The following is a 25,169-nucleotide window of genomic DNA, read 5'->3' as shown; positions in this document are numbered from 1 at the left end:
GCTTGCTTCCGCTGGACTGCGCAGCAGTCTCCCAACCGGCCGATGCGCGACCAGAATAGGGACCGCTACGCGCTCCAGCGGGAGCAAGCTCCCTCGCCACAGCGGTAGGGTTCACAGATCAGCTTGTTACCAGTTCAACACCGCCCCCACCGCGAAGGTATCGGTGTCTTCGTTCTGGGCGCTGGTGTCGTGGCCGTTGATTTCGAACTGGTTGTACTCGGCCACGAGTTTGAGGTTGTCGTTGACGTCATGGAACAACGCAATGCCGCGGGTTTCATAGTCCGCGCCGCTGCCGACCACACCATTGCCGTCGTCATTGGTCTTGCCGTAAGACAAGGCCAGGCGGTTTTTGCCCAGCTTGTACGAGCCTTGCAGCAAGTAACCGTCGCTGTCGACGTTGCGCAGGGTCGGTTCGCCGGCGTTGTTGGTGAAGAACGGGTTAATCCCTTTGGCCTGGAAACCGGAGCCGGTCAGCGACAACCCGCCCATCTTCGCCTGCACACCGTAGCCGACGCCTTTGGAGGTGACCGATTCAACGGTGGAGTCGGTATTGTCCGAGGTCTGGTAGCTGCCGTTGACCCAGCTGTAAATCTTCGCGCCGCCGACATCAAACTGATAGGTGACCTCGCTCTCGGTACGCGGATTCTCCTGATACGCCTTGCCCAACGGGCTGCTGTCGTTGGTGTCCACCGGGTCGAGAATTCCCACGGCCACCCGCAAACCCTCCATCACCGGGGTGCGATAGGTGATCTGCGAGGTCGGGAACGGGTACGGGTAACCCGTACCGATATTGCCGAAGGACACGCCGCCACCGTCCACCAACCCCAGGGTATCGCTGACCTGGCCGTAACCGGCGAGCATTTCATCGAGCAGAATGTTGGAGCGGGCGAACAGGCCGAAATCCTTGCCGATCAACACTTCGCCCCATTCCGGATTGGCCACGGTGCCGTAGAACTGCCGCACGTCGATGGCGGTGTCGGTGCCATTGGTCTGGCTGTCGTTGATGGTCACCCAGAACGACGCCCGCGCACCGAGCTTCAGGTCATCGACCTGTTTTCCCATGTTGAAACCCAGGTAATTGGGCAGATAGCCCATTTTCACCCGCGCCTGTTTCCGGTCGTACTGGTCGCCTGCACGGTCCACATCGCTGTTCACGTAGAAGGCGTTGATGTAGCCGTCGGTTGAGAACGTGGTCTGGTCCTTGTCGTACAGCACGATCTCGGCCTCGGCCATCGTGCTCAAACCGAGGGTCGAGAGGCTGGCAATGAAGGCAGGCAAGTAACGATGCTTGAAGTTCTTATTGTTGTGCATGACGCGCTCCGCAGCGGGGGACTGGATGTCGGAGGCGATTATCGAAAGGGGACGGGCGGCGGCATACGCTGCCTTGGGGGCGGTTTTGAAGTGCTTTGGAGTGGCCGGGCGTGAGCGGCAAATTCGGTGTAAGACCGGGCTCAGGCACGGCCCGGAACTTTAGGTGTAAGACCGGCTAGGTCGCCGCTCTGAACAGCATGTAGGCGGCGACCACGACACACACGCTGGCAAAACCGATTTGCAGGGCTCGGGCCGGGACGCGCGCGCTCAGTTGTCGGCCGGCGATCATGCCGACCACGCTGGCAACAATGAACGCCACACCCAATGCGTCGATCCTGACCCCGGCATGAAACGCCCCGATCACACCGATGGCGGAAATCAGGCTAATCACCATCAAGGAGGTGGCGACGATGCCGCGCATTTGCACATCGGTCAGTTGCTTGAAGGCCGGGACAATCAAGAAGCCGCCACCGACCCCGAGCAAACCGGAAACAACGCCGGTCACCGCGCCCAATGCCGCGAGGGTCGCGGTGCATTTGGCGGTCCAGGAAAAACGCCCGGTCTGCTGATCAAGCATGCAGTTCTTCTGACCCCAGTTGGCGTGGCCGTGGTCGCTCGGTCCTTCTTCCTGGCGCTCGCGACGCAACATCCGCCAGGCCACCATGACCATCAGCAGACTGAACAGAATCATCAGGATTTTTTCCGGCAACTGATGGGCGAAGTAGATGCCGACCGGCGAAAAAATCGCCCCCAGCAGTGCGATCAGCAACGCCGCGCGATAGCGCACCAGGCCATGGCGCAAACCATCAATAGCCCCGACCGCTGCCGCGCTGCCCACCGCAAACAACGCCACCGGCGCAGCCTGGGTCATGGTCAATCCCAGCCCCAGCACCAAGGCCGGCACTGCAAGAATGCCGCCCCCTGCCCCGGTCAATCCCAGGACGAGGCCCATCACCACGCCAAAAAAACCTGCCAACAGCATAAAACGCTCGTAATCCGTGGGAAAAAGCCGGGAACGCCCGGTATCGATGTCTGACAGGATAGAGCCCGTGCGAATTTTTTCCTTCAGCATTTAACGCGGGGCTGGTCAGCGCAGGGAAAATGACACTACCCTCTTGGCTCGTCCTGAAAGAAACGGCCACCATGCCTGCCTTGATTGAAGCTTTTTTAGACCCTGCCTCCTCGACCTACAGTTACGTGATTCATGAAGGTGCTGGCAGTCAATGCGCCATCGTCGACCCGGTCCTCGACTACGACCCCGCCGCCGGTCGCACCGCCACCACCCAGGCGGACAAAATCATCGCCTTCGTTCGCAAGCATCAGTTGCAAGTGCAATGGCTGCTGGAAACCCACGCCCATGCCGATCACCTGTCCGCCGCACCGTATCTGCGTCGCGAGCTGGGCGGCAAAATCACCATCGGCCAGTCGATCAGCAAGGTCCAGGGCGTGTTCAAGGCCCTGTTCAACCTTGAGCCGGCATTTCGCAGTGACGGTTCGCAATTCGACCACCTGTTCGCCCCGGACGAATCATTCATGATCGGCCACCTCAAGGCCACGGCCCTGCATGTGCCCGGCCACACCCCGGCGGACATGGCCTATTTGATCGACGGTGACGTGATTCTGGTAGGCGATACCTTGTTCATGCCAGACGTGGGCACGGCCCGTTGCGACTTCCCCGGCGGCAATGCCCACCAGATGTTCGCCTCGATCCAAAAACTGCTGGCCTTCCCCGCCAGCGTCCGGCTCTACGTCTGCCACGACTACCCACCCGAAGGCCGCGAATCCCGCTGCATGACCACGGTCGGCGAGCAACGCAAAAGCAATATCCACGTCCATGACGGCATCGACGAAGCGGCGTTCGTCGCCATGCGCACCCAGCGTGATGCCGGGCTGGGCATGCCAACGCTGTTGCTGCCGGCGATTCAGGTGAATGTGCGGGCGGGGAATCTGCCGCCGGCCGAGGACAATGGCGTGACCTACCTGAAAATCCCCCTGAATAAACTCTGAAGCGATCGTTCCCACGCTCTGCGTGGGAATGATCACTCTAGGCCCCCAAGGTCAGGCCATTCGCAGGCAACGGCAGTGCGGTTTTATAGCGCACTTGCTTGAGCGCAAAACTTGAACGGATGTTGGCCACACCAGGCACTTTGGTCAGGAAGTCCATCATGAAGCGTTCCAGCGACTGAATGGTCGGCACCAGCACCCGGATCAGATAGTCCGGGTCCCCCGCCATCAAATAGCATTCCATTACTTCCGGGCGATCCGAAATCGCTTCCTCGAAATGCTGCAACGCCTCTTCCACCTGTTTCTCCAGGCTGACATGAATAAACACGTTCACGTGCAAACCCAGCAAGTCGGCGTCCAGCAGCGTCACTTGCTCGCGAATCAGCCCTAATTCTTCCATCGCCTTGACCCGGTTGAAGCACGGCGTTGGCGACAGGTTCACCGAGCGTGCGAGGTCGGCGTTGGTGATACGGGCGTTCTCCTGAAGGCTGTTCAAAATGCCGATATCGGTACGGTCCAGTTTACGCATGAGACAAAACCACCTGTTTTTTATGTTTATGCAGGTTTTTTATCCTCAAATGATCTCCCGCGCAACGAAACAGAGATAAATATTCTTCTGCGCCGGGCCTATGATTGTTGTAGGACAAGATTTCTTTTATCGAAGAATGACGGTCAGCTCACTACAAGAAATTCACAAGATCGAGCGTAGAAGCCATGAACCAAGCGTATGAACCGCTGCACCTGCACGTTCCCGAACCATCGGGCCGTCCTGGCTGCAAAACCGACTTCTCCTACCTGCGTCTGACCGACGCCGGCACGGTGCGCAAACCCCCAATCGACGTTGAACCCGCCGACACCGCCGACCTGGCCAAAGGCCTGATTCGCGTGCTCGACGACCAGGGCAATGCCCTCGGTCCATGGGCTGAAGGCGTACCGGTCGAGATCCTGCGAAAAGGCATGCGCGCCATGCTTAAGACGCGGATCTACGACAACCGCATGGTGGTCGCCCAGCGTCAGAAAAAAATGTCGTTCTACATGCAGAGCCTTGGCGAAGAAGCCATCGGCAGCGGCCAGGCCTTGGCGCTGAACGTCGATGACATGTGCTTCCCGACCTACCGCCAGCAAAGCATCCTGATGGCACGCGATGTACCGCTGGTAGACCTGATCTGCCAACTGCTGTCCAACGAGCGCGATCCGCTCAAGGGCCGTCAGTTGCCGATCATGTATTCGGTCAAGGACTATGGCTTCTTCACCATTTCCGGCAACCTCGCCACCCAATTCGTACAAGGTGTGGGCTGGGGCATGGCCTCGGCGATCAAGGGCGACACCAAAATCGCCTCGGCGTGGATTGGCGATGGCGCCACCGCTGAATCCGACTTCCACACCGCCCTCACCTTTGCCCACGTTTACCGTGCGCCAGTGATCCTCAACGTGGTCAACAACCAGTGGGCGATCTCGACGTTCCAGGCGATTGCCGGTGGTGAAGCCACTACGTTCGCCGGTCGTGGCGTGGGTTGCGGCATTGCCTCCCTGCGGGTCGACGGCAACGATTTCGTCGCGGTCTATGCCGCCTCCGCCTGGGCCGCCGAACGTGCGCGCCGCAACCTCGGCCCGACCATGATCGAATGGGTCACCTACCGCGCCGGCCCTCACTCCACTTCCGATGATCCGTCCAAATACCGTCCTGCCGACGACTGGAGCTACTTCCCGTTGGGCGACCCGATTGCGCGCCTCAAGCAGCACCTGATCAAGATCGGCCACTGGTCCGAAGAGGAACACGTTGCCGTCAGCGCTGAACTGGAAGCCGAAGTGATTGCCGCCCAGAAAGAGGCCGAGCAGTACGGCACCCTGGCCGGTGGCCAGATTCCAAGCGCCGCGACCATGTTCGAAGACGTCTATAAAGAGATGCCGGAGCACTTGAAGCGCCAGCGTCAAGAGTTGGGGATCTGACATGAACGATCACAACAATAATATCGAGTTGGAAACCGCCATGACCACGACCACCATGACCATGATCCAGGCCCTGCGCTCGGCCATGGATGTGATGCTTGAGCGTGACGACAACGTCGTGGTGTTCGGCCAGGACGTCGGTTACTTCGGCGGTGTGTTCCGCTGCACCGAAGGCCTGCAGACCAAGTACGGTACCTCCCGGGTGTTCGATGCGCCGATCTCAGAAAGCGGCATTGTCGGCGTTGCCGTGGGCATGGGTGCCTACGGTCTGCGCCCGGTCGCCGAGATCCAGTTCGCCGACTACGTGTACCCGGCGTCGGACCAGATCATTTCCGAAGCCGCGCGCCTGCGCTATCGCTCGGCCGGCGAGTTCACCGCACCGATGACCCTGCGCATGCCTTGCGGCGGCGGCATCTACGGTGGCCAGACCCACAGCCAAAGTATTGAGGCGATGTTTACTCAGGTCTGCGGCTTGCGCACGGTCATGCCGTCCAACCCTTACGACGCCAAAGGCCTGCTGATCGCCTCCATCGAAAACGATGACCCGGTGATCTTCCTCGAGCCAAAACGCCTGTACAACGGCCCGTTCGACGGCCACCACGACCGCCCGGTAACCCCGTGGTCGAAACACCCGGCCGCCCAGGTCCCGGACGGTTACTACACCGTGCCGCTGGACGTTGCCGCCATCGCCCGTCCCGGCAAGGACGTGACCATCCTGACCTACGGCACCACCGTTTACGTGTCGCAAGTCGCCGCGGAAGAAACCGGGATCGACGCTGAAGTCATCGACCTGCGCAGCCTGTGGCCGCTGGACCTGGACGCCATCGTCAAATCGGTGAAGAAAACCGGCCGCTGCGTGATCGTTCACGAAGCGACCCGCACGTGCGGCTTCGGCGCCGAACTGGTCGCCCTGGTGCAAGAGCATTGCTTCCATCACCTGGAAGCGCCGATCGAACGCGTCACCGGTTGGGACACTCCCTACCCGCACGCGCAAGAGTGGGCGTATTTCCCTGGTCCGTCCCGAGTGGGTGCGGCGTTGAAACGGGTCATGGAGGTCTGAATGGGCACGCACGTTATTAAAATGCCGGACATTGGCGAAGGCATTGCAGAAGTTGAATTGTCGGTATGGCACGTCAAGGTTGGCGACATGGTCGTCGAAGATCAGGTGCTGGCCGATGTGATGACGGACAAGGCGATGGTCGACATCCCGTCTCCGGTGCACGGCAAGGTGATTGCGCTGGGCGGACAGCCAGGCGAAGTCATGGCGGTGGGCAGCATCCTGATCAGCATTGAAGTCGAAGGCGCGGGCAACGTTAAAGAGTCGGCTCAGCCGGCAGCCCCTGCGGTGAAAGAAGCGCCGGTTGCGACGCCGAAAGTTGAGCCCGTGGTCGCAAGCAAATCGGTCACTGCAGCAGCGCCCCGGGCCGCTGTTTGCCAAGGCCCGATGGTCGCTCGCGAAGCCGACGAACGCCCGCTGGCCTCCCCGGCCGTGCGCAAGCATGCGCTGGACCTCGGCATCCAGTTGCGTCTGGTCCGTGGCACCGGCCCTGCCGGTCGCGTGTTGCACGAAGACCTCGACGCCTATCTGGCCCAGGGTCAGCAGCCGCAATCGACCGTGGCCGCCGCTTACGCCCAGCGTAACGACGAAGAGCAAATCCAGGTCATCGGCATGCGCCGCAAGATCGCCCAGCGCATGCAGGATGCCACTCAGCGTGCCGCGCACTTCAGTTATGTCGAAGAAATCGACGTCACCGCCGTTGAAGAACTGCGCGCGCACCTGAACGAAAAACACGGGGCGACCCGAGGCAAGCTGACATTGCTGCCGTTCCTGGTCCGCGCACTGGTTGTCGCCCTGCGCGACTTCCCGCAGATCAATGCCCGTTACGACGACGAAGCCCAGGTCATCACCCGCCTCGGCGCCGTCCACGTGGGCATCGCCACGCAAGCCGACATCGGCTTGATGGTGCCGGTGGTGCGTCACGCCGAAGCCCGCAGCCTGTGGGATAACGCGGCCGAAATCGCCCGCTTGGCCACGGCCGCACGTAATGGCAAGGCCAGCCGCGATGAACTGTCCGGCTCGAGCATCACCCTGACCAGCCTAGGCGCGCTGGGCGGCATCGTCAGCACGCCGGTGCTGAACCTGCCGGAAGTGGCGATCGTCGGCGTCAACAAGATCGTCGAACGCCCGATGGTGGTCAAAGGCCAGATCGTGATTCGCAAGATGATGAACCTCTCCAGCTCCTTCGATCACCGCGTGGTCGATGGCATGGACGCGGCGCAATTCATCCAGGCCATCCGTGGTTTGCTCGAACAACCCGCCACCCTGTTTGTGGAGTAAGAGATGCAGACTTTGAACACCACTCTGCTGATCATCGGCGGCGGCCCTGGCGGTTATGTGACGGCGATCCGTGCCGGCCAGTTGGGCATCTCGACCATTCTGGTGGAAGGCGAATCGTTGGGCGGTACGTGCCTGAACATCGGCTGCATTCCGTCGAAGGCGTTGATTCATGTCGCTGAACAGTTCCACCAGACGCAACACCACAGCCAGCACTCTGCGCTGGGCATCAGCGTCTCCGCGCCAACTCTCGACATCGGCAAAAGCGTCGAGTGGAAGGACGGCATCGTTGATCGCCTGACCACCGGCGTCGCGGCACTGTTGAAAAAGAACAAAGTCCAGGTCATTCAAGGCTGGGCGAAAGTGATTGATGGCAAAACCGTGGAAGTAGGCGATACGCGAATCCAGTGCGAGCACCTGGTGCTGGCCACGGGCTCGAAAAGCGTGAACCTGCCGATGTTGCCGATTGGCGGACCGATCATCTCCTCCACCGAAGCCCTGGCCCCGAAGTCCGTGCCGAAACGCCTGGTCGTGGTCGGTGGCGGTTACATCGGTCTGGAGCTCGGAATTGCCTATCGCAAACTCGGCGCTGACGTGAGCGTGGTCGAGGCGCAGGAGCGCATTCTGCCGGCCTACGATGCCGAACTGACCCAGCCGGTACACGACGAACTGAAAAAGCTCGGTGTAAAGCTTTACTTGAAGCACAGCGTACAAGGCTTTGATTCTTCTAGTAATACACTGCAAGTTTTGCAACCGGGTGGCGACACACTCAACCTGGAAACGGATCAGGTGCTGGTGGCCGTCGGTCGCAAGCCGAACACCCAGGGCTGGAACCTTGAAGCGCTGAATCTGGACATGAATGGCTCGGCGATCAAGATCGACCACCACTGCCAGACCAGTATGCGCAACGTTTACGCCATCGGCGACCTGAGCGGCGAACCGATGCTCGCGCACCGGGCCATGGCTCAGGGCGAGATGGTGGCCGAACTGATCAGCGGCAAATCCCGCGAGTTCAACCCGACCGCCATCGCTGCCGTGTGCTTCACCGACCCGGAACTGGTGGTGGTCGGCAAGACCCCGGACGACGTCAAGGCTGCCGGCCTGGACTGCATCGTTTCCAGTTTCCCGTTCGCGGCCAATGGCCGGGCGATGACGCTGGAATCGAAAAGCGGCTTCGTGCGCGTCGTGGCACGCCGTGACAATCATGTGATTGTTGGCTGGCAAGCGGTGGGTGTGGGCGTTTCGGAGTTGTCGACGGCGTTTGGCCAGAGCCTGGAAATGGGCGCTCGGCTGGAAGACATTGCCGGCACGATTCATGCGCATCCGACGCTGGGCGAGGCGGTGCAAGAAGCCGCGCTGCGCGCTTTGGGGCATGCACTGCACCTGTGATTCAGAACATGGATGGCGGCATAGATGACCCCATCGCCAGCAGGCCAGCTCCCACATTTGCAATGCCTTCTCCTGTGGGAGCCAGCCTGCCAGCGATTTCTTGAGGTCAACTCGATTTATCTGTCTGTCATCCGATAGTCCGGGCTGCGAAACAGGCCCGTAATGAAGTATTGTTGTCCCCATCCAGAAAAACGTCAGAAGCCTTGAACCGTTTCGGCGGTTGTTAAGTGATAGAGGGTGTCATGGGTAACGAAAGCATCAATTGGGACAAGTTGGGTTTTGACTACATCAAGACAGACAAGCGCTATCTGTCGCACTGGCGTAATGGCGAGTGGGACACAGGCACCCTGACCGAAGACAACGTGCTGCACATCAGCGAAGGCTCCACTGCCCTTCACTATGGCCAGCAATGCTTCGAGGGCCTGAAGGCTTATCGTTGCAAGGACGGTTCGATCAACCTGTTCCGCCCGGATCAGAACGCCGCCCGCATGCAACGCAGCTGCGCCCGTCTGCTGATGCCGCAGGTGTCCACCGAGCAGTTCGTCGAAGCGTGCAAGGAAGTGGTCCGCGCCAACGAGCGTTTCATCCCGCCTTACGGCACCGGCGGCGCGCTGTACCTGCGTCCGTTCGTAATCGGCGTGGGTGACAACATCGGCGTGCGTACCGCCCCCGAGTTCATCTTCTCGATTTTCTGCATTCCGGTCGGCGCTTACTTCAAAGGTGGCCTGACCCCGCACAACTTCCTAATCTCCAGCTACGACCGCGCCGCTCCACAAGGCACCGGTGCAGCCAAGGTCGGTGGCAACTACGCGGCCAGCCTGATGCCAGGTTCCCAGGCCAAGAAAGCCCACTTCGCCGACTGCATCTACCTGGACCCGATGACCCACACCAAAATCGAAGAAGTCGGCTCGGCCAACTTCTTCGGGATCACCCACGACAACAAGTTCGTCACGCCGAACTCGCCGTCGGTCCTGCCAGGCATCACCCGCCTGTCGTTGATCGAGCTGGCCAAATCGCGTCTGGGCCTGGAAGTGGTTGAAGGTGACGTGTTCATCGACAAGCTGTCCGACTTCAAGGAAGCCGGCGCTTGCGGTACCGCTGCGGTGATCACACCGATCGGCGGCATCAGCTACAACGACCATCTGCATGTGTTCCACAGCGAAACCGAAGTCGGCCCGGTCACCCAGAAGCTCTACAAAGAGCTGACCGGTGTTCAAACCGGTGACGTCGAAGCGCCAGCGGGCTGGATCGTCAAGGTCTGATCTGACCCCAGCAGCATCGAAGCCCTCCTTCGCTTTAGCGATGGGGGGCTTTTTTTATCAGCGCTGCCCGGCTTCTCCCCGCGCAATACGTTTACCTCCCCTGCCCTTGATTCCACTCGCCTGGCCGTCCTGTTGCTTACCCGTGCGTGCCTGGGTGATCAGTCCCGGAATCAGCGCTCCTTCCGGCAGGTTTTTCCAGAACCGGGCCGGCAAATGCCCTTGCATGACTTTCGGGTTCAGGCGCGCCGGATTGAAGATGTGGCTGTAGTAGGTCAGCCACATGTCGCTGTGCGGGTCGTCGACGTTTTGCGCCAGCTGCTGCCATTCAATTGGGCACTGGCGTTGGTGGATCAACTGCTCACCGTCGTAGTAGACCCCGTCCCTGGGCGTTGCAATCAACCAGCGATGCCGGCCCATGCGCCCGATAAAATGTTCACTGGCACTGTGCAGGATGTCGTGGGCGGGTTCATGCCAGGCAACGTATTGCGGGCCCTCACTTTCAGGCATTGCGACGAATCGTACGAATGCATGTAAGTGATGAGATTCACGCTGTACCTGTTTGATTCTTCTATGAAATTCACTGCCTAATTTGTCTCCGGCCAGCATGGCGGTGCGGTCACCATGACTGACCCGCCACAGCACTTCGTACAACAGACTCCAGCGCTGATCCCCCCGATAACGAGCGGCGCGCTCCAGGGTGTCCAACAGCGTTCGCGGTATTCGTGCGTGAAACGGCCCCTGGGTTTGAGGTGGCGCATCGTCGCTGGCGAACAGATCGCAGACGCCTTCACTGGCCCAACTCACCTGGCTTGGGTCCACCTCATGGCTGAGCAGCCAGCGCGCCTGCTGGCGCCACGTGTCGAACAGGTCATCGCAATCGAGGCTGATCATCCCCATAACCCCATTTGTTGCGGCTGCGGCCGGTCGCGCAATTGCTGATACAACAAATGGCTGGTGACCTCGGCCTGCTGCGGGTGGTAATCGCAGGTGATGAAGAACGGTTTGGCCTTGGCCAGCACGCAACGCATTCGGGTCAGGTCTTCGTAGCGGATGCGGCGCTGACGGCGCAATTCCACCAGGCGCTCGGTGGTGCGAAGGCCAATACCGGGAATGCGTGCGATCAACGATGCCTCGGCGCGATTGAGGTCCAGTGGGAAGATCTCGCGGTTCTCCAATGCCCACGCCAGTTTCGGATCGATGTCGAGCGCCAGGTGCCCGGGCCCCTTGAACAGTTCGCCAGCGGTAAAGCCGTAGCTGCGCAACAGGAAGTCCGCCTGATACAAACGGTGCTCGCGCATCAATGGCGGCGCGGCCAGCGGCACGCTTTTCGGGCTGTTGGGGATCGGGCTGAACGCCGAGTAATAGACCCTTCGCAAACTGAAGTTGCCGTACAACGCCTGGGCGCTATGGAGAATGGTGCTGTCATCGGTGTCATCAGCACCGACGATCATCTGCGTGCTCTGCCCGGCCGGGGCAAATTTCGGTGCGCGGGGTTCGTTGAGTACGGTCTGGACACCGGTGTAGATGGTTTGCATCGCTTGCTTGATCGAGCCCAGCTGTTTCTCGGGGGCCAGGGTTTGCAGGCTGGCGTCGGTGGGCAGTTCAATGTTCACGCTCAAGCGATCGGCATAGCGCCCCGCTTCCTCGATCAGCGCCGGATCGGCTTCGGGAATGGTCTTGAGGTGGATGTAGCCCCGGAACTCGTGGTCTTCGCGCAGCAGTTTGGCCACGCGGATCAGTTGCTCCATGGTGTAGTCCGCCGAGCGAATGATCCCGGAACTGAGAAACAACCCACTGACGCAGTTGCGCCGGTAGAAATCCATGGTCAGCGTCACCACTTCTTCCGGCGTGAAGCGTGCGCGTGGCACGTCGCTGGAACGTCGATTGACGCAATACTGGCAGTCATAGAGACAGAAGTTGGTCAGCAGAACCTTCAGCAACGACACGCAGCGGCCGTCCGGCGTGTAGCTGTGGCAAATGCCCATGCCGTCGGTCGAGCCCAGGCCGCTCTTGCCCTCGGAACTACGCTTGGGCGCGCCACTGCTGGCGCAAGACGCGTCGTACTTGGCGGCGTCGGCGAGAATGCTGAGCTTGTCGATGAGTTCCATGGGGCACGCCTATTACTGTGTGGATATACAGTATAGGGTCGACCTTCAAGGCACAAGTCATCAGCGAACCCTTGGTCGGGTCAGATCACATCACGCGCAGGTAGCGGTGGGCGTTGTTCGCGGATGGGTTGCACGGTTGGCTGCGCCAGCGTCAGGTCGAACTGTGCACCCAATTCCTTGCGCCCCAGCGCCGTCAACGCCAGCGCCCTGCTGTCCAGATCCTGCGTCACCCATTTGCGCTTGATCGCGGTTTGCAGCAACGCCGCCCCCAGCGAACCTCCCAAATGTGGCCGACGCATACTCCAGTCCAGGCATGGGCACGCGAAGCGGCGACGCAAGGTGTTCAGGTCATTGACTTCAATGCCCAACCTTTCCATCAACGCCTCGCCGCTGTCGCTCAGGCGATAAGCCTGCTCGTCAGTTTCCAGCAACCAGCCTTTTTCCAGCATCCGGTCGTGCAGTAGCACCGCCAGCGTCCCGGCCATGTGGTCATAGCAAGTGCGGGCGAATTGCAGGCGATCCGGTGTACGCGAGGTGAAAGTCGGCGCAGTGTTCTGGCCGATCACCATCAGCGCTTCCAGGGCCTGGGCCACGCGCTGGTCGGCGAGGCTGTAATAACGATGGCGACCCTGCACGTGCAAACGCAGCAGCGCCAGCTCCTTGAGCTTGGCCAGGTGAGCGCTGGCGGTGGAAGCGCTGACATCGGCAATCGCCGCCAGCTCAGTGCTGGTGCGGGCGTGGCCGTCCATCAGCGAACAGAGGATTTTCGTCCGGGCCGGTTCCGCGATGGCCGCGGCCACTTGAGAGACGCCGATGTCGTGTTGTTCAACGTTCATATTTCGCTCCCGGACGAATCAAGACCGTTTCGAACTGGAGATAGTAGCAACACTTCTCCCACCACGAACAAGGCTGCGACCCATGGACCCGATCATCGCTGCGACTCATACCGATCCCTATCCCCATTACGCCCGGCTGCGCGCCGAGGGTGGGCTGGTGTTTCACCAAGGACTGAAATTGTGGGTGGCGAGCAGCGCCCAGGCCGTTGCGGCGGTGCTGGCGAACCGGAATTGCCATGTCCGACCGGCCGCTGAGCCGGTACCCAAAGGGATTGCCGACGGCATGGCCGGCAAGGTATTCGGGCAATTGATGCGGATGAATGAGGGCGAGCGCCAGCGTTGCCCGAGGTCGGCGATTGAGCCGGGTTTGGCGCTGATTGATGTGGACGAGGTCAACGCACTGGTGAGCGCGCGGTTGATCACGCCGGATGCCGACGGGTTGTACAACGCCATGTTCCGCGGGCCGGTTTGCGTGGTGGCGGCGCTGTTGGGGTTTTTACCGGCTCAGGGCCGGGCGATCAGTGAGCTGACGGCGGATTTCGTGGCGTGTCTGTCGCCGCTCAGTGATCCGCTGCAATTGGAAACTGCCCACGCTGCCGCTGAGAAGTTAAGGGGGCTTTTCGTTGAGTTGCTAAATGATCCGGGCAATAAAAGCTCACTGCTCGGCGGGATTCGGGCGCGCTTCGCGGGTGATCCTGAAATGTTGATTGCCAATCTGATCGGGCTGTTTTCGCAGACGTATGAAGCCACCGCCGGACTGATCGGCAACGCAATGTTGGCGTTGATTAAAAACCTGTCGCTGCTACGCGACTCGACACCCGTTGACGACTTGATCGCCGAAGTTCAGCGCTTCGACCCTTCCGTGCAGAACACCCGCCGGTTTGTCGCAGCACCGTGCGAAATCGAGGGTGTAAGTCTCAATGCCGGCGATGTGGTTCTGGTGCTGCTGGCTTCGGCCAATCGAGACCCCCAACTCAATGAGAGTCCCGACGCATTTATTCTGGATCGCCCGCAGCGGCGCAGTTTTACGTTTGGTGCGGGGCGGCATCAATGTCCGGGGCAACTGCTGGCGTTGGGGATTGCCAGTGCCACGTTGAGCGAAATTCTGCTGCATCCCCCTGCACTGGATCGATTGGCCTGGAAGTACCGGCCTTCGCTGAACGGGCGTATTCCAGTCTTTAGCGAGTATTCACCCCGTCGCCGCAATGAATGTCATCGCCACCAAGTGTCATTTTGACTACCGCGCAGTCGTTACGACTACTTTTCAATGGAGTCAAAGTAACAACAGAGCCCCCACAACCCGCGTCCTGCCTGACATCCCGGACTGGCCCGTTTTTTGATCACATGTTTACGCTTTCGATCAACCAATGATCGCCCCCTAAAAGACAGGCTGGATTATCAGGAAGAGGATTACTGCATGCTCAACGAATTTCACAATCGCTTGGCCGTCGTTACTGGCGCGAGTTCCGGCATCGGCCTGGCTGTTACCGAACAGCTATTGGAGCAAGGCGCTCGCGTATTGGCGATGTCACGCCAGATAGGTGGCCTCGGCGAATTGGCGGAACGCTACAAAGACCAACTCGCCTGGGTGGCCGGAGATATCACCCGCCAAGAGGACCTCGCCCGGCTGGGCACTCGCGCCGAAGCCTTGGGGCCAGTGGATTTCGTGGTGCCCAATGCCGGCATTGCGCAACTGGCCGATGGCCTGGATGTAGCCGCCTTCGACCGACAGTGGGCGGTCAACGGCGCCGGTGCGCTGAACACCTTGGCCTGCCTGCGCAGCCACCTTGCGGCGACCGCGTCGGTGGTGTTCATCGGCACGTTCCTGGCCAACGTGACCTTTCCTGGTCTGGCCGCCTACATCGCCTCGAAAGCAGCGCTGATGGCGCACGTCCGGACCCTGGCCGTAGAATTGGCGCCTCACGGCATCCGTATCAACACCGTATCGCCAGGCCCTACGGCTACCCCGATCTGGTCGACGCTAGGCTTGAAGCCTGCGGAACTGGGCGATGTCGCCAACTCGGTGAACCAGCGGCTGCTCGACGGAGAGTTTCTAAAACCGGGTGCCGTGGCAGACGTCATCCTGTTCCAATTGAGCCGTGGCGCACGTAGCGTGTACGGCCAGGATTGGGTGGTCGACAGCGGGTACACCCTGCGCTAGACCCGCATTTGTCTGCGCTTCAGGACGCCACGATCACGCCAGTCGATCCGCGACAAACTCGACAAAGGCGTGCAACTTGGGCAACGATTTCCTGGAGCGCGGATACACCATCTGCACCGGTTTGGGCGGCGGTACGTAGGCGTCCATGATCCTCACCAGCTCACCTTTGGCCAACGCCGCCGACACCAGAAAGTCGGGCTGCATCAAAATCCCCTCCCCGGCCACGGCCGCCTGCAACAACACCTGACCGTCATTGCTCTTCAACACGGCGCTTTCGGGCCAGGGCACTTCGCTGGAGCCGTTTCTCAGCGGCCAGGCAAACCGGTTATTCCAGGACGTATGAGTGAGAATTCGGTGCCGGTGCAGGTCCTCGGGGGACTGCGGTTCCTGCCATCTTTCCAGATACCGGGGCGAAGCGCAGATCACCATGCGATACGGCGGCAACGGCGTGGCCAGCAGGTTGACGCCAATCAGCTCGGAAATCCTGAACGCCAGATCGAATGATGTCTCGTACAGATCGATCACTTCATTGCTCAAAATCAGCTCGACCTGGATCTGCGGATAACGCTGCATGAATTCGGACACCAGCGGCCCGACCAGGGAAACGCCGAGACTCATCGGCGCGGTGATGCGCAACAGGCCGCTGGGTTCCGGGCTGGACGCTTCCACCCGACTGAACGCGTAGTTCACTTGCGCCAGCGCCAGTTTGGCTTCTTCGTAAAACAGCCGCCCCTCGCCCGTGATGGACTGCCGACGCGTGGTGCGTTTAATCAGCTGGGTATTGAGGGTTTTCTCCAGCCCCTGGATATGCCGCCCGACCATGACCGCCGACATCCCGACTTCACTGGCCGCATCGGCGAAGCTGCCCGCCTCGACCACGGCGACGAAGACTTCCATTTGCCTGAGTTTGCTCATGTCCCTGCCTTGCATTCAATACATCAGGTTAAAGGAGTAATAACCGGCGATGCGTTTATCACCCGGGACTTTGTCCCTAGAGTCACTGCAATAAAGTGCATAACGAGGCGCCATTGATGCAAACCCTACTGGACATGTCACTGAGTTCTTTTGCGCGGGCAGACCTGTTGCAAGGCCCGACGCCGATTCAGCGCGCCGAACGCCTGGAAAAGCTGCTGGGTTTGAAGGCACAAGGTATCGGCCTGTTTCTCAAGCGCGATGATCACATGTTGATCGGCGGTGGCGGCAACAAACTGCGCAAACTCGAATTCCACCTCGGCGCGGCGCTGGCGGCCGGGGTCGACACGGTCATCACCATCGGCGGTCTCCAGTCCAACCATGCACGGCTAACGGCCGCCGTGTGCGCCCGCCTGGGCATTGCCTGCGAATTGATCCTGACCCGTTCGGTGCCCAAAGCCGAAGTGGACTACGAGCTCAACGGCAACGTCCTGCTCGATCAGTTGTTCGGCGCCGACATACGGGTGCTTGCCGGCGGAAGCGACTCGCTTACCGAGGCCGAGAAACGCGCCGCCCACCTTCGGGAAGCCGGGCGCACAGTGTTGGTGATACCAACGGGTGGCTCAACGCCGCTGGGCAGCCTCGGTTACGCACGCTGCGCTGCGGAGATCGCGCAGCAGGAAACGCAACTCGGCCTCACCTTCAACCAGGTGGTCGTGCCCAATGGCAGCGCCGGCACCCACGCCGGACTCGCCGCAGGGTTCCAGTTGCTGGGTCGGGGTACGTCGATGGTCAAATCGTATTCGGTCTTGTCTGATCGGGACACGTCAGCGGACAGAACCGTGCGACTGACTCAGGACGCACTGACGTTATTGGGCAGCAGCGCCGTCGTTGAGGCGTCAGAGATTGTGATTGATGGCAGTCAACTGGGCGACGGTTACGGTCTGCCGACCCCCGCCATGCTCGACGCGGTGCGCCTGATGGCTCGCGCGGAAGGTCTGTTGATTGACCCCGTGTATTCCGGGAAAGCGTTTGCCGGGCTGTTGGGTGATATCAGGCAGGGAAGTTTCCAGCGCGGTGACAATCTGCTGTTTGTGATGACCGGGGGAACGCCGGGGTTGTATGCGTATCGGGAGACGTTTCAGGTCTGATCCGAAAGGTTAACGGGAATCTGTGGTGAGGGTGCCTCTTCCCTCACCAATTTTGGAAAAAACGACCGAACATTCAGAAAAAACTTACATCCATTTAATGCCCATTGCTATAGCGTCCGCATCGTTTACAAAAGTTGAAACAAGGATGCTCATGGCTAGCAAGACCGACACACCTGCAGTTCAAAACCCACCGTCACGCGACGGGCACCCGGCTTGCAACAACCGCCAGGATCACTCGGGAATAGATCAGCAGGCCCACTACGTTTTCTGGATCAGTGGATTTTCAAAAGGTGATGATGAAGGTGACTTCTTAAGGTACGAACTGACCGTTCTACCTGAATTTGAAGCTGCAATATTGAATGTACTTGGCTGGAACAATCTTGATGAAAGCGCCTACGGGGATTGTTTACTGACTGCCGAGCAAATTATAAAAATCGCCATAGCCATTGATGTGCAGCTACCGACTGACCTGGACCTCTTCATAGGCGTGCGGGAATAGTGGGGAAAGCTGTTTGATTGCAGCGAGGGGCTTGCCTCCTCGCAGCACCAGCCATTTCAGCCCACGCGCCAATCAATCATCCCGCGTCAGCACTTCCAGCAATTCAATCTCGAAAATCAAATTCGAATTCGGCGTGATCGCGCCCATCGTCCGCTCGCCGTAGGCCAAATGCGCCGGCACCCACAATTTGCGCTTGCCGCCCACCTGCATGCCCATAATTCCCTGATCCCAACCCTTGATCACCCTCCCTGTGCCAATCACACACTGAAAAGGTTTGCCACGGCTGTAGGACGAATCGAATTCGGTGCCGTCTTCCAGCCAGCCGCGGTATTGGGTGGTGATCAGCGCGCCTTTGACGGCGGCTTTGCCGGCGCCCACTTCAAGATCGATTATCTGCAATTCATCATTCATCACGTTCACTCTATTGTTCTCACACCCGACAGGGCCCAATGGGCGCCGTTTTCCCAGAAATGTGCGCCATTGGCAACCCATTCGGAACGGTTTTCGGCATTAACCTCAACTAAGATAAGCAACACCAAGACACTCGGATCAATATGACACGATGGCAACCCCTGAATGAATGACGTCTGGACCAGCGCAGCCATCGGCTCAGTGATGCTTGCCCTGATCATTGCGCTGATCTGCCGCGAGCGCTCGCTGCAAAAGCAATTGGCCGAGCAACGCGCGCTGATCGCCAGCCTGTCCGAAGGCCTGCACATTCGCCAGGACGGCGACGCCGAGCGTTTCAAGCGCAGCCAATACTTCGCCCGCATCGGCACCTGGGACTGGGATGTCGACACCGACAAGCTCTACTGGTCGGACGCGATCTACGGGATGTTCGGTTTCAAGATCGGCGAGGTCACACCCTCCTACGCACTGTTCTGCGCCTGCGTACACCCGGACGACCGGGCCAACGTTCGTGCCGGGGAATTGCGATGCCTGGAAACCGGTGAAAACCATGACGAGGAATACCGCGTTGTCTGGCCCGACGGCAGCATTCGCTGGCTGCGGGAAACCGGCAACGTGGTCAAGAACGACCATGACGCAACCATCAAGATGATGGGTGTGGTGCGCGACATCACCGAGGAAAAAGCCTCGGCCAGTTACCTGCAACACCTGGCCCATTACGACCCGTTGACCGGCCTGCCCAATCGCCTGGTGCTTGAAGAACGTCTGTGCGAAGCGCTCGAACAGGCACGGGTCAGCGCCACCCGGGTGGCATTAGTGTTTGTCGATCTCAACGGGTTCAAGGCGATCAACGACCACTACGGTCATGCGGCCGGCGACCGGGTCCTGATCACGACCGCTACGCGATTGAAGAAAATCCTGCGCTCGACCGACACCGTTGCCCGAATCGGCGGCGATGAATTCGTGGTCATTCTGCAAGGGTTGCCCCAAGGCGTCAGCCTGCAAGACGAGGCTCGCACCATCTGCCAGAAAATCTTCGTCGAACTGTCACCGCCGATCACCATCGGCAACGACCAACGCCACATCGGCACCAGCCTCGGGGTCGCGGTATTCCCGGACCATGCGCCGAGCATGGACCGGTTGATTCATATAGCGGACCTGGCGATGTATGAGGCGAAACGCAGCGGGAATAATCAGTATCGATTGGGCACTGAAAGCCCGGTGCGCGCTCACAGCGAGTAGCCGTTCGACCTAACGCTCAACCGGCGTAATGTCCACAATCGTGCCGTTGGTGATCATCACCATCATGTACTTGTCATTGATCTGCACCCACTGAGCCTGTTCCTTGGGTGCTTTCAGGCCTTTCGCCTTCCAGTTGCGCAGCGCTTTATCTGTGTGTTGATACATGTCCGGAGCGCGATCGCCGACCACCAGTTCGCGGGTGTTATTGACGCCGGGCTGGACGGTTTTTGCGGCGGGTTCATCCGCCTGAACGAGGGGGCTGATGCCGGCAACGCCAGCAGCGATAGCCAGGGCGGCGATGAGGGATTTGCTGTTCATGGGTGATCCTTGGTTGATGGCATACCCAACTCCGACTGTGTCCGCGGTGAATCATTCCGTTCGCACACATTGATCCGCTTCACGCATTAATGCATGCCAACAATGCACTTATCATATCGATCACCCTGCTCCACCATTCGCCTCAATAAGAACCGTGCACTGCGCCCAGGCAATGCACGTCATAAAAGCGGTGGAGTACAGGTCAATGACAACAGCAATCCCTTCCGGGCGCTCTCGCGCCGGTGCAATTTTCCGGGTCACTTCCGGCAACTTCCTAGAGCAGTTCGACTTCTTCCTTTTTGGCTTTTACACCACGCAGATCGCCGCTGTCTTCTTTCCGGCCAGTAGCGAATTCGCCTCGCTGATGATGACCTTCGCGGTGTTTGGCGCAGGCTTCCTCATGCGTCCGTTGGGCGCAGTGGTGCTGGGTGCCTACATCGACGATGTGGGTCGGCGAAAAGGGTTGATTGTGACGCTGTCGATCATGGCCAGCGGCACGATATTGATTGTGTTGGTGCCCGGTTACGAAACCATCGGGCTGTTCGCACCGGCCATCGTCCTGATCGGCCGATTGCTGCAAGGCTTCTCGGCCGGTGCGGAAATGGGCGGGGTCTCGGTGTACCTCTCGGAGATCGCCACGCCTGGCAACAAAGGCTTTTTCACCAGTTGGCAGTCGGCCAGCCAGCAAGTGGCAATTATTGTCGCAGCGGCCTTGGGGTATGGACTGAATCAATGGATGGCGCCGGCCATGATTGCCGACTGGGGCTGGCGGATACCGTTTTTCGTTGGCTGCCTGATCGTGCCGTTCATTTTCTTTCTGCGGCGCAACCTGGAAGAAACCGAAGAATTCACCGCGCGCAAACACCGCCCGAGCATGGGCGATGTATTCCGCACACTGGCGCAGAACTGGGTGATCGTCTTCGCCGGAATGATGATGGTCGCGCTGACCACGACCGCCTTTTACCTGATCACCGTGTACGCACCGACGTTCGGCAAAACCGTGCTGCACCTGAGCACGTCCGATGCGCTGCTGGTGACCTTGCTGGTGGGGGTGTCGAACTTCTTCTGGCTGCCCCTGGGCGGGGCCTTGTCCGATCGTATCGGACGACGTCCGGTGTTGATCGCCATGGCGTTGCTGACCCTTGCCACCGCGTATCCGGCGCTGACCTTCCTGGTCAACGCGCCGAGCTTCATGCACATGCTGCTGGTGTTGCTGTGGCTGTCGTTCATTTACGGCTTGTACAACGGCGCGATGATCGCCGCGCTGACGGAAATCATGCCGGTCGAGGTGCGGGTCGCCGGTTTCTCCCTGGCCTACAGCCTGGCCACGGCGGTATTCGGTGGTTTCACCCCGGCGATGTCGACCTTCCTGATTCAGTACACCGGCGACAAAGCCGCGCCCGGCTACTGGATGAGTTTCGCCGCGCTCTGCGCCTTGTGCGCGACGCTATATCTCTACCGCCGCTCGACCGGTCGCCTGCAACCGGCGATGTCTTGAACCCGTCCTTTTCGAGAAGATGCCCATGAAGAAGCTATTTAACCTTGCAGCCCTGGCCTTGGCGGCCAGCCTTGGCCTGAGTGCTGTCGCCCAGGCCGAAGAGATTCGCGTGATGACCTCCGGTGGTTTTACCGCTGCCTACAAAATCCTCGGCCCCAAGTTCGCCGCATCCACCGGCAACACGCTCGACACCGCCCTGGGGCCATCGATGGGCAAGGCACCGGAAGCGATCCCCAATCGCCTCGCTCGAGGTGAAAAGGCCGACGTGGTGATCATGGTCGGCTACGCCCTCGACGACCTGATCAAACAAGGCAAAGTGGACCCTGCTTCACGGGTGGAACTGGCGGATTCGCGGATCGGCCTGGTGGTGCGCGAAGGCGCGCCGAAGCCAGACATCAGCTCGGTGGACGGCTTGAAAAAGACCCTGCTTGACGCCCGGTCGGTGGCGTACTCCGACAGCGCCAGCGGCGTATACATCGAGAATCAACTGTTCAAGCGCCTGGGCATCGAAGATCAATTGAAACCTAAATCCACAATGATCCCGAAAATCCCGGTCGGCTCGGTGGTTGCCACGGGCGACTATCAGTTGGGATTCCAGCAAGTCAGTGAATTGCTGCCCGTGCCGGGGGTCAGTTTTGTAGCGAAGCTTCCGGAATCGGTGCAGTCGGTGACACGTTTTGCCGCCGGCATTCCAGTCGGCGCGCAACACCCCGCCGAAGCCAAGGCACTGCTCGACTATATGGCCTCTGCAGCCGCCCAGTCGGACGTGAAAGCAACCGGCCTGGATTCGGTCAGCCGCTGAGAACAGGTGGCTGCACTTTCATTTCCACCACTAGCCGTTCCAGCTCCAACGCCGCCGGGGTCAGGGTTCGCCCCCGGCGTTTGATCAGACCGACACTGCGCATCACTTGCGGATCGGTCAGCGGCACCCGTGTCAGGATCGGGTGATCGGCTGCCGGCATCGCCATCGACGGCACTGCGGCCACCCCTAATCCCGCCTCCACCAGCCCAATCATCGTCGTGACATGGCGGGTTTCGCAAATACTCGGCCGCTGCGGCACGATGCCGGTCAGTGCCTGGTCCAGCAAAAAACGATTGCCGGACGTCTTGTCCAGCGAGATGTAATCCTGCTGATAAAACTCATCCCAGGTCACGCTGCTACGGCCGGCCAACGGATGATCGCGCCGACAGGCCACCACGTAACTTTCTTGCACCAGCGGCTCGAACTCGACCTCGGCCTCCAGCGCGCCCATGAAACTCAGACCGAAATCCGCCTCACCGTTGACCACTGCGCTGAGCACGTCATGTGCGCTGGAGTCGAGTACCTTGACTTTGATCCGAGGGAATTGCCGGTGGTAATGGGCAATCACGCGCGGCATGAAGTAATAAGCCGCCGAGGGTACACAGGCGACCGTGACATGGCCGAGCCGGGTTGAAGCCACTTCACTGATGCCCAGCAACGCGACGTCGAGGTCATCGAGCAATCGCTCGACACTCGGCATAAAACCACGGCCGGCCTGGGTCAGGCTGACCTTGCGGGTGGTGCGCTCGAACAAGCGCACACCGAGGGCATCTTCGAGTTTTTCAATTCGCCGGCTCAGTGCTGGCTGGGAAATGCGCACGGTATCGGCCGCCTTGCGAAAGCTGCCCTGCTCGACCACGGCACGGAAGGCTTGCAGATCGTTGAGGTCGAAATTGATCGCCATGGTGTGCACTCGAGGGACGGACAGATTGATCAGCTTATCCTATGAATGTAACCAATTGATGCAAGTTGTAACAGCATGACTCCCGCTCTTTGCTGACGTGTGAAGTCCCAACCTTTATCCTGTCGCCCCCGCCGTACCGAGTAGCTGGAGTTTTGTCATGCCCCATGAAGGCAACCTTTTACAAGCCGCCGTTGTGTTCCTGTTCGCCGCGGTGCTCACCGTGCCCTTGGCCAAACGCCTGCAATTGGGGGCTGTGCTGGGTTATCTGTTTGCCGGTGTCATCATCGGTCCATCTGTGCTGGGATTAATCGGCAATCCACAAAGCGTCAGCCACATCTCCGAACTCGGCGTGGTGCTGCTGCTGTTCATCATCGGCCTGGAATTGTCGCCGCGTCGCTTGTGGGTGATGCGTAAATCGGTGTTTGGCGTGGGCCTGGCGCAGGTGTTGCTGACCGGTTCGGTGATCGGCGTGCTGGCGCTGTTTGTCTTTGGCCAGCCGTTGAACAGCGCCATCGTCCTCGGCTTGGGGTTGGCGTTGTCATCTACCGCGTTTGGCCTGCAAAGCCTGGCCGAGCGCAAGGAACTGACCAGCCCTCACGGGCGTTTGGCGTTCGCGATTCTGCTGTTCCAGGACATTGCCGCGATCCCCTTGATTGCCATGGTGCCGCTGCTGGCGGGCGGTGATCACACCACCACGGCGACCGAGGATTTGAATCACGGTTTGCGGGTGTTGGGCAGCATCGCGGTGGTGGTGATCGGCGGGCGGTATCTGCTGCGTCCGGTGTTTCGCGTGGTGGCCAAGACCGGTTTGCCCGAGGTGTCTACCGCCACCGCGTTGCTGGTGGTGATCGGCACGGCGTGGCTGATGGACCTGGTCGGCGTGTCGATGGCGCTTGGGGCGTTCCTCGCCGGGTTGCTGTTGGCGGACTCTGAATACCGTCACGAACTGGAAGCGCAGATCGAACCGTTCAAGGGCCTGTTGCTGGGCCTGTTTTTCATCAGCGTCGGCATGGGCGCCAACCTGAGCCTGCTGCTCAGCGCGCCAATCACGGTGTTGGGCCTGACCCTGTTGCTGATCGCAATCAAACTGCCGCTGCTGTTTGTGGTGGGCCGATTGGCCGGCGGGTTGGGCAGGGTCAGTGCGATTCGCCTCGGCATCGTGCTCGCTGCCGGTGGTGAATTCGCGTTTGTGGTGTTCAAGATTGGCCGCGACCAGGGGTTGTTCGAGGCGCGTCTGTACGACTTGCTGGTGCTGACGATCACCCTGTCCATGGCGGTCACGCCGCTGCTGTTGCTGCTGTGCGCACGCCTGTATTCGCCGAAGGTGCAGCCTGTAGTGGTGCCGGAGAAATTCCGCGACATCGACACCGACGCACCGCGTGTAGTGATCGCCGGCATGGGCCGGATGGGGCAGATCGTGGCGCGGATTCTGCGGGCACAAAACATCAAGTTCGTGGCGCTGGACACGTCCGTGGAAACCATCGAGCTGTCCCGCAGCTTCGGCGGCGTGCCGGTGTTCTACGGAGACCCGATGCGCCCGGAAATCCTCAGCGCGGCCAAGGTCGAGCAGGCGGAGTACTTTGTCATCGCCACCGATGACCCGGACACCAACATCAAGACCGCCGAGGTGGTGCACAAGCTCTATCCGCACATCAAGATCATCGCCCGGGCCCGTAACCGTCAGCATGTGCACCGGCTGGTGGACCTGGGCGCCGAGGCGATTCGTGAAACCTATTATTCGAGCCTGGAAATGAGTCGTCGCACCCTGGTCGGACTGGGGCTGACCCAGGCGCAGGCCGATGCGCGGATCAAGCGCTTCAAGCATCACGATGAACAGGTGCTGGAGGCTCAGCATGCGGTTTATGACGATGCCGCGAAGGTGCTGCAGACCGCCCAGGAAGCTCGGGCGGAACTGGCGCGGTTGTTTGAGGCGGATGAGATGGAGGAGCGGGAAGCGGGCAAGGTTTGAGTCATTGGGTGAGTCTTATGCCGCTTTCGCGGGCAAGCCTCGCTCCTACAGGTCTGGTGTCCTTGTAGGAGCGAGGCTTGTCCGCGAAGAACGATAACGCGGTGTAATGT

24 protein-coding genes are annotated in these 25,169 nt (G+C 60.1%); 14 read left to right on the top strand and 10 right to left on the bottom strand.

Going from position 1 to position 25,169, the window contains the following annotated elements:
- Positions 1–126: 126 nt before the first annotated feature.
- Positions 127–1,311, bottom strand: a complete 1,185-nt coding sequence (locus tag QMX98_RS17265) for a porin (RefSeq protein WP_010455156.1) — start codon at positions 1,309–1,311, stop codon at positions 127–129.
- A gap of 175 nt (positions 1,312–1,486) precedes the next feature.
- Entirely contained in the window at positions 1,487–2,293 is an 807-nt protein-coding gene (locus QMX98_RS17260; RefSeq protein ID WP_154913389.1) for a sulfite exporter TauE/SafE family protein, read from the bottom strand.
- A 161-nt stretch (positions 2,294–2,454) separates the two neighbouring features.
- Between QMX98_RS17260 and QMX98_RS17255 the strand changes: the two genes are divergently transcribed.
- Positions 2,455–3,318, top strand: coding sequence for an MBL fold metallo-hydrolase (locus QMX98_RS17255; RefSeq protein WP_145310562.1), 864 nt, complete (start codon positions 2,455–2,457; stop codon positions 3,316–3,318).
- Positions 3,319–3,355: 37 nt separating this feature from the next.
- Here the strand turns inward: QMX98_RS17255 and bkdR are convergent, their stop codons facing one another.
- Complete coding sequence (bkdR, locus tag QMX98_RS17250) at positions 3,356–3,844, bottom strand: Bkd operon transcriptional regulator BkdR (protein ID WP_025111414.1); 489 nt, start codon at positions 3,842–3,844, stop codon at positions 3,356–3,358.
- A 185-nt stretch (positions 3,845–4,029) separates the two neighbouring features.
- Here bkdR and QMX98_RS17245 point away from each other — a divergent pair, with 185 nt between their 5' ends.
- From QMX98_RS17245 to QMX98_RS17225, 5 genes are all read left to right on the top strand, one after another.
- Entirely contained in the window at positions 4,030–5,265 is a 1,236-nt protein-coding gene (locus QMX98_RS17245) for a 3-methyl-2-oxobutanoate dehydrogenase (2-methylpropanoyl-transferring) subunit alpha (RefSeq protein WP_010455169.1), read from the top strand.
- 1 nt (position 5,266) lies between these two features.
- On the top strand, positions 5,267–6,325 hold the full coding sequence (locus QMX98_RS17240) for an alpha-ketoacid dehydrogenase subunit beta (RefSeq protein ID WP_010455171.1): 1,059 nt from the start codon (positions 5,267–5,269) through the stop codon (positions 6,323–6,325).
- Positions 6,326–7,603, top strand: coding sequence for a dihydrolipoamide acetyltransferase family protein (locus tag QMX98_RS17235; protein WP_282411134.1), 1,278 nt, complete (start codon positions 6,326–6,328; stop codon positions 7,601–7,603).
- A 3-nt stretch (positions 7,604–7,606) separates the two neighbouring features.
- Positions 7,607–8,989 (top strand): dihydrolipoyl dehydrogenase, encoded by a 1,383-nt coding sequence (gene lpdA, locus QMX98_RS17230; protein WP_282411133.1) that lies wholly within the window; start codon positions 7,607–7,609, stop codon positions 8,987–8,989.
- 242 nt (positions 8,990–9,231) lie between these two features.
- Positions 9,232–10,251: a branched-chain amino acid aminotransferase gene (locus QMX98_RS17225; RefSeq protein ID WP_010455177.1), complete on the top strand. Its 1,020-nt coding sequence runs from the start codon at positions 9,232–9,234 to the stop codon at positions 10,249–10,251.
- Positions 10,252–10,308: 57 nt separating this feature from the next.
- On the opposite strand, the gene QMX98_RS17220 is transcribed toward QMX98_RS17225, so the two are convergent.
- From QMX98_RS17220 to QMX98_RS17210, 3 genes are all read right to left on the bottom strand, one after another.
- Positions 10,309–11,142 carry a TIGR03915 family putative DNA repair protein gene (locus QMX98_RS17220; RefSeq protein WP_102599713.1) on the bottom strand — a complete coding sequence of 278 codons (834 nt, stop codon included), beginning with the start codon at positions 11,140–11,142 and terminating at the stop codon, positions 10,309–10,311.
- The gene (locus tag QMX98_RS17215; protein WP_282411132.1) at positions 11,139–12,359 is read right to left on the bottom strand and encodes a putative DNA modification/repair radical SAM protein; all 1,221 of its coding nucleotides are present in this window, start codon (positions 12,357–12,359) and stop codon (positions 11,139–11,141) included. The genes QMX98_RS17220 and QMX98_RS17215 overlap by 4 nt, the downstream gene beginning before the upstream one ends.
- Before the next feature lie 80 nt (positions 12,360–12,439).
- The gene (locus QMX98_RS17210) at positions 12,440–13,195 is read right to left on the bottom strand and encodes a helix-turn-helix transcriptional regulator (protein ID WP_102594359.1); all 756 of its coding nucleotides are present in this window, start codon (positions 13,193–13,195) and stop codon (positions 12,440–12,442) included.
- 82 nt (positions 13,196–13,277) lie between these two features.
- On the opposite strand from QMX98_RS17210, the gene QMX98_RS17205 reads away from it, so the two are divergent.
- On the top strand, positions 13,278–14,432 hold the full coding sequence (locus QMX98_RS17205; protein ID WP_282411131.1) for a cytochrome P450: 1,155 nt from the start codon (positions 13,278–13,280) through the stop codon (positions 14,430–14,432).
- A gap of 180 nt (positions 14,433–14,612) precedes the next feature.
- Positions 14,613–15,356 carry an SDR family oxidoreductase gene (locus tag QMX98_RS17200; protein WP_077749309.1) on the top strand — a complete coding sequence of 248 codons (744 nt, stop codon included), beginning with the start codon at positions 14,613–14,615 and terminating at the stop codon, positions 15,354–15,356.
- A gap of 33 nt (positions 15,357–15,389) precedes the next feature.
- Here the strand turns inward: QMX98_RS17200 and QMX98_RS17195 are convergent, their stop codons facing one another.
- Positions 15,390–16,271 (bottom strand): LysR family transcriptional regulator, encoded by an 882-nt coding sequence (locus QMX98_RS17195; protein ID WP_282411130.1) that lies wholly within the window; start codon positions 16,269–16,271, stop codon positions 15,390–15,392.
- A gap of 116 nt (positions 16,272–16,387) precedes the next feature.
- Here QMX98_RS17195 and QMX98_RS17190 point away from each other — a divergent pair, with 116 nt between their 5' ends.
- The gene (locus tag QMX98_RS17190) at positions 16,388–17,419 is read left to right on the top strand and encodes a D-cysteine desulfhydrase family protein (protein ID WP_282411129.1); all 1,032 of its coding nucleotides are present in this window, start codon (positions 16,388–16,390) and stop codon (positions 17,417–17,419) included.
- A gap of 151 nt (positions 17,420–17,570) precedes the next feature.
- Complete coding sequence (locus tag QMX98_RS17185; protein ID WP_306092901.1) at positions 17,571–17,918, top strand: pyocin S6 family toxin immunity protein; 348 nt, start codon at positions 17,571–17,573, stop codon at positions 17,916–17,918.
- 72 nt (positions 17,919–17,990) lie between these two features.
- On the opposite strand, the gene QMX98_RS17180 is transcribed toward QMX98_RS17185, so the two are convergent.
- Positions 17,991–18,329, bottom strand: a complete 339-nt coding sequence (locus QMX98_RS17180) for an FKBP-type peptidyl-prolyl cis-trans isomerase (protein WP_102594364.1) — start codon at positions 18,327–18,329, stop codon at positions 17,991–17,993.
- Positions 18,330–18,494: 165 nt separating this feature from the next.
- Between QMX98_RS17180 and QMX98_RS17175 the strand changes: the two genes are divergently transcribed.
- Positions 18,495–19,568, top strand: coding sequence for a sensor domain-containing diguanylate cyclase (locus QMX98_RS17175; RefSeq protein ID WP_010455194.1), 1,074 nt, complete (start codon positions 18,495–18,497; stop codon positions 19,566–19,568).
- Positions 19,569–19,577: 9 nt separating this feature from the next.
- Here the strand turns inward: QMX98_RS17175 and QMX98_RS17170 are convergent, their stop codons facing one another.
- Positions 19,578–19,886 carry an RcnB family protein gene (locus QMX98_RS17170; protein WP_077749312.1) on the bottom strand — a complete coding sequence of 103 codons (309 nt, stop codon included), beginning with the start codon at positions 19,884–19,886 and terminating at the stop codon, positions 19,578–19,580.
- 205 nt (positions 19,887–20,091) lie between these two features.
- Between QMX98_RS17170 and QMX98_RS17165 the strand changes: the two genes are divergently transcribed.
- Positions 20,092–21,384, top strand: a complete 1,293-nt coding sequence (locus tag QMX98_RS17165) for an MFS transporter (RefSeq protein ID WP_282411128.1) — start codon at positions 20,092–20,094, stop codon at positions 21,382–21,384.
- Positions 21,385–21,409: 25 nt separating this feature from the next.
- Positions 21,410–22,186 (top strand): substrate-binding domain-containing protein, encoded by a 777-nt coding sequence (locus QMX98_RS17160; RefSeq protein WP_010455200.1) that lies wholly within the window; start codon positions 21,410–21,412, stop codon positions 22,184–22,186.
- Here QMX98_RS17160 and QMX98_RS17155 read toward each other — a convergent pair.
- Positions 22,176–23,090, bottom strand: a complete 915-nt coding sequence (locus QMX98_RS17155) for a LysR family transcriptional regulator (protein WP_010455202.1) — start codon at positions 23,088–23,090, stop codon at positions 22,176–22,178. The two genes, QMX98_RS17160 and QMX98_RS17155, sit on opposite strands and share 11 nt — an antisense overlap.
- 157 nt (positions 23,091–23,247) lie before the next feature.
- Between QMX98_RS17155 and QMX98_RS17150 the strand changes: the two genes are divergently transcribed.
- Entirely contained in the window at positions 23,248–25,059 is a 1,812-nt protein-coding gene (locus tag QMX98_RS17150; protein ID WP_282411127.1) for a monovalent cation:proton antiporter-2 (CPA2) family protein, read from the top strand.
- The last annotated feature ends 110 nt before the right edge of the window (positions 25,060–25,169 follow it).

The sequence above is a fragment of the Pseudomonas sp. PS02303 genome (genome assembly GCF_029959925.1).
In the GTDB taxonomy this organism is placed as follows: domain Bacteria; phylum Pseudomonadota; class Gammaproteobacteria; order Pseudomonadales; family Pseudomonadaceae; genus Aquipseudomonas; species Aquipseudomonas mandelii.
The sequence above is the reverse complement of the archived record's forward strand: the minus strand, read 5'-3'. Positions and strand labels throughout refer to the sequence as shown.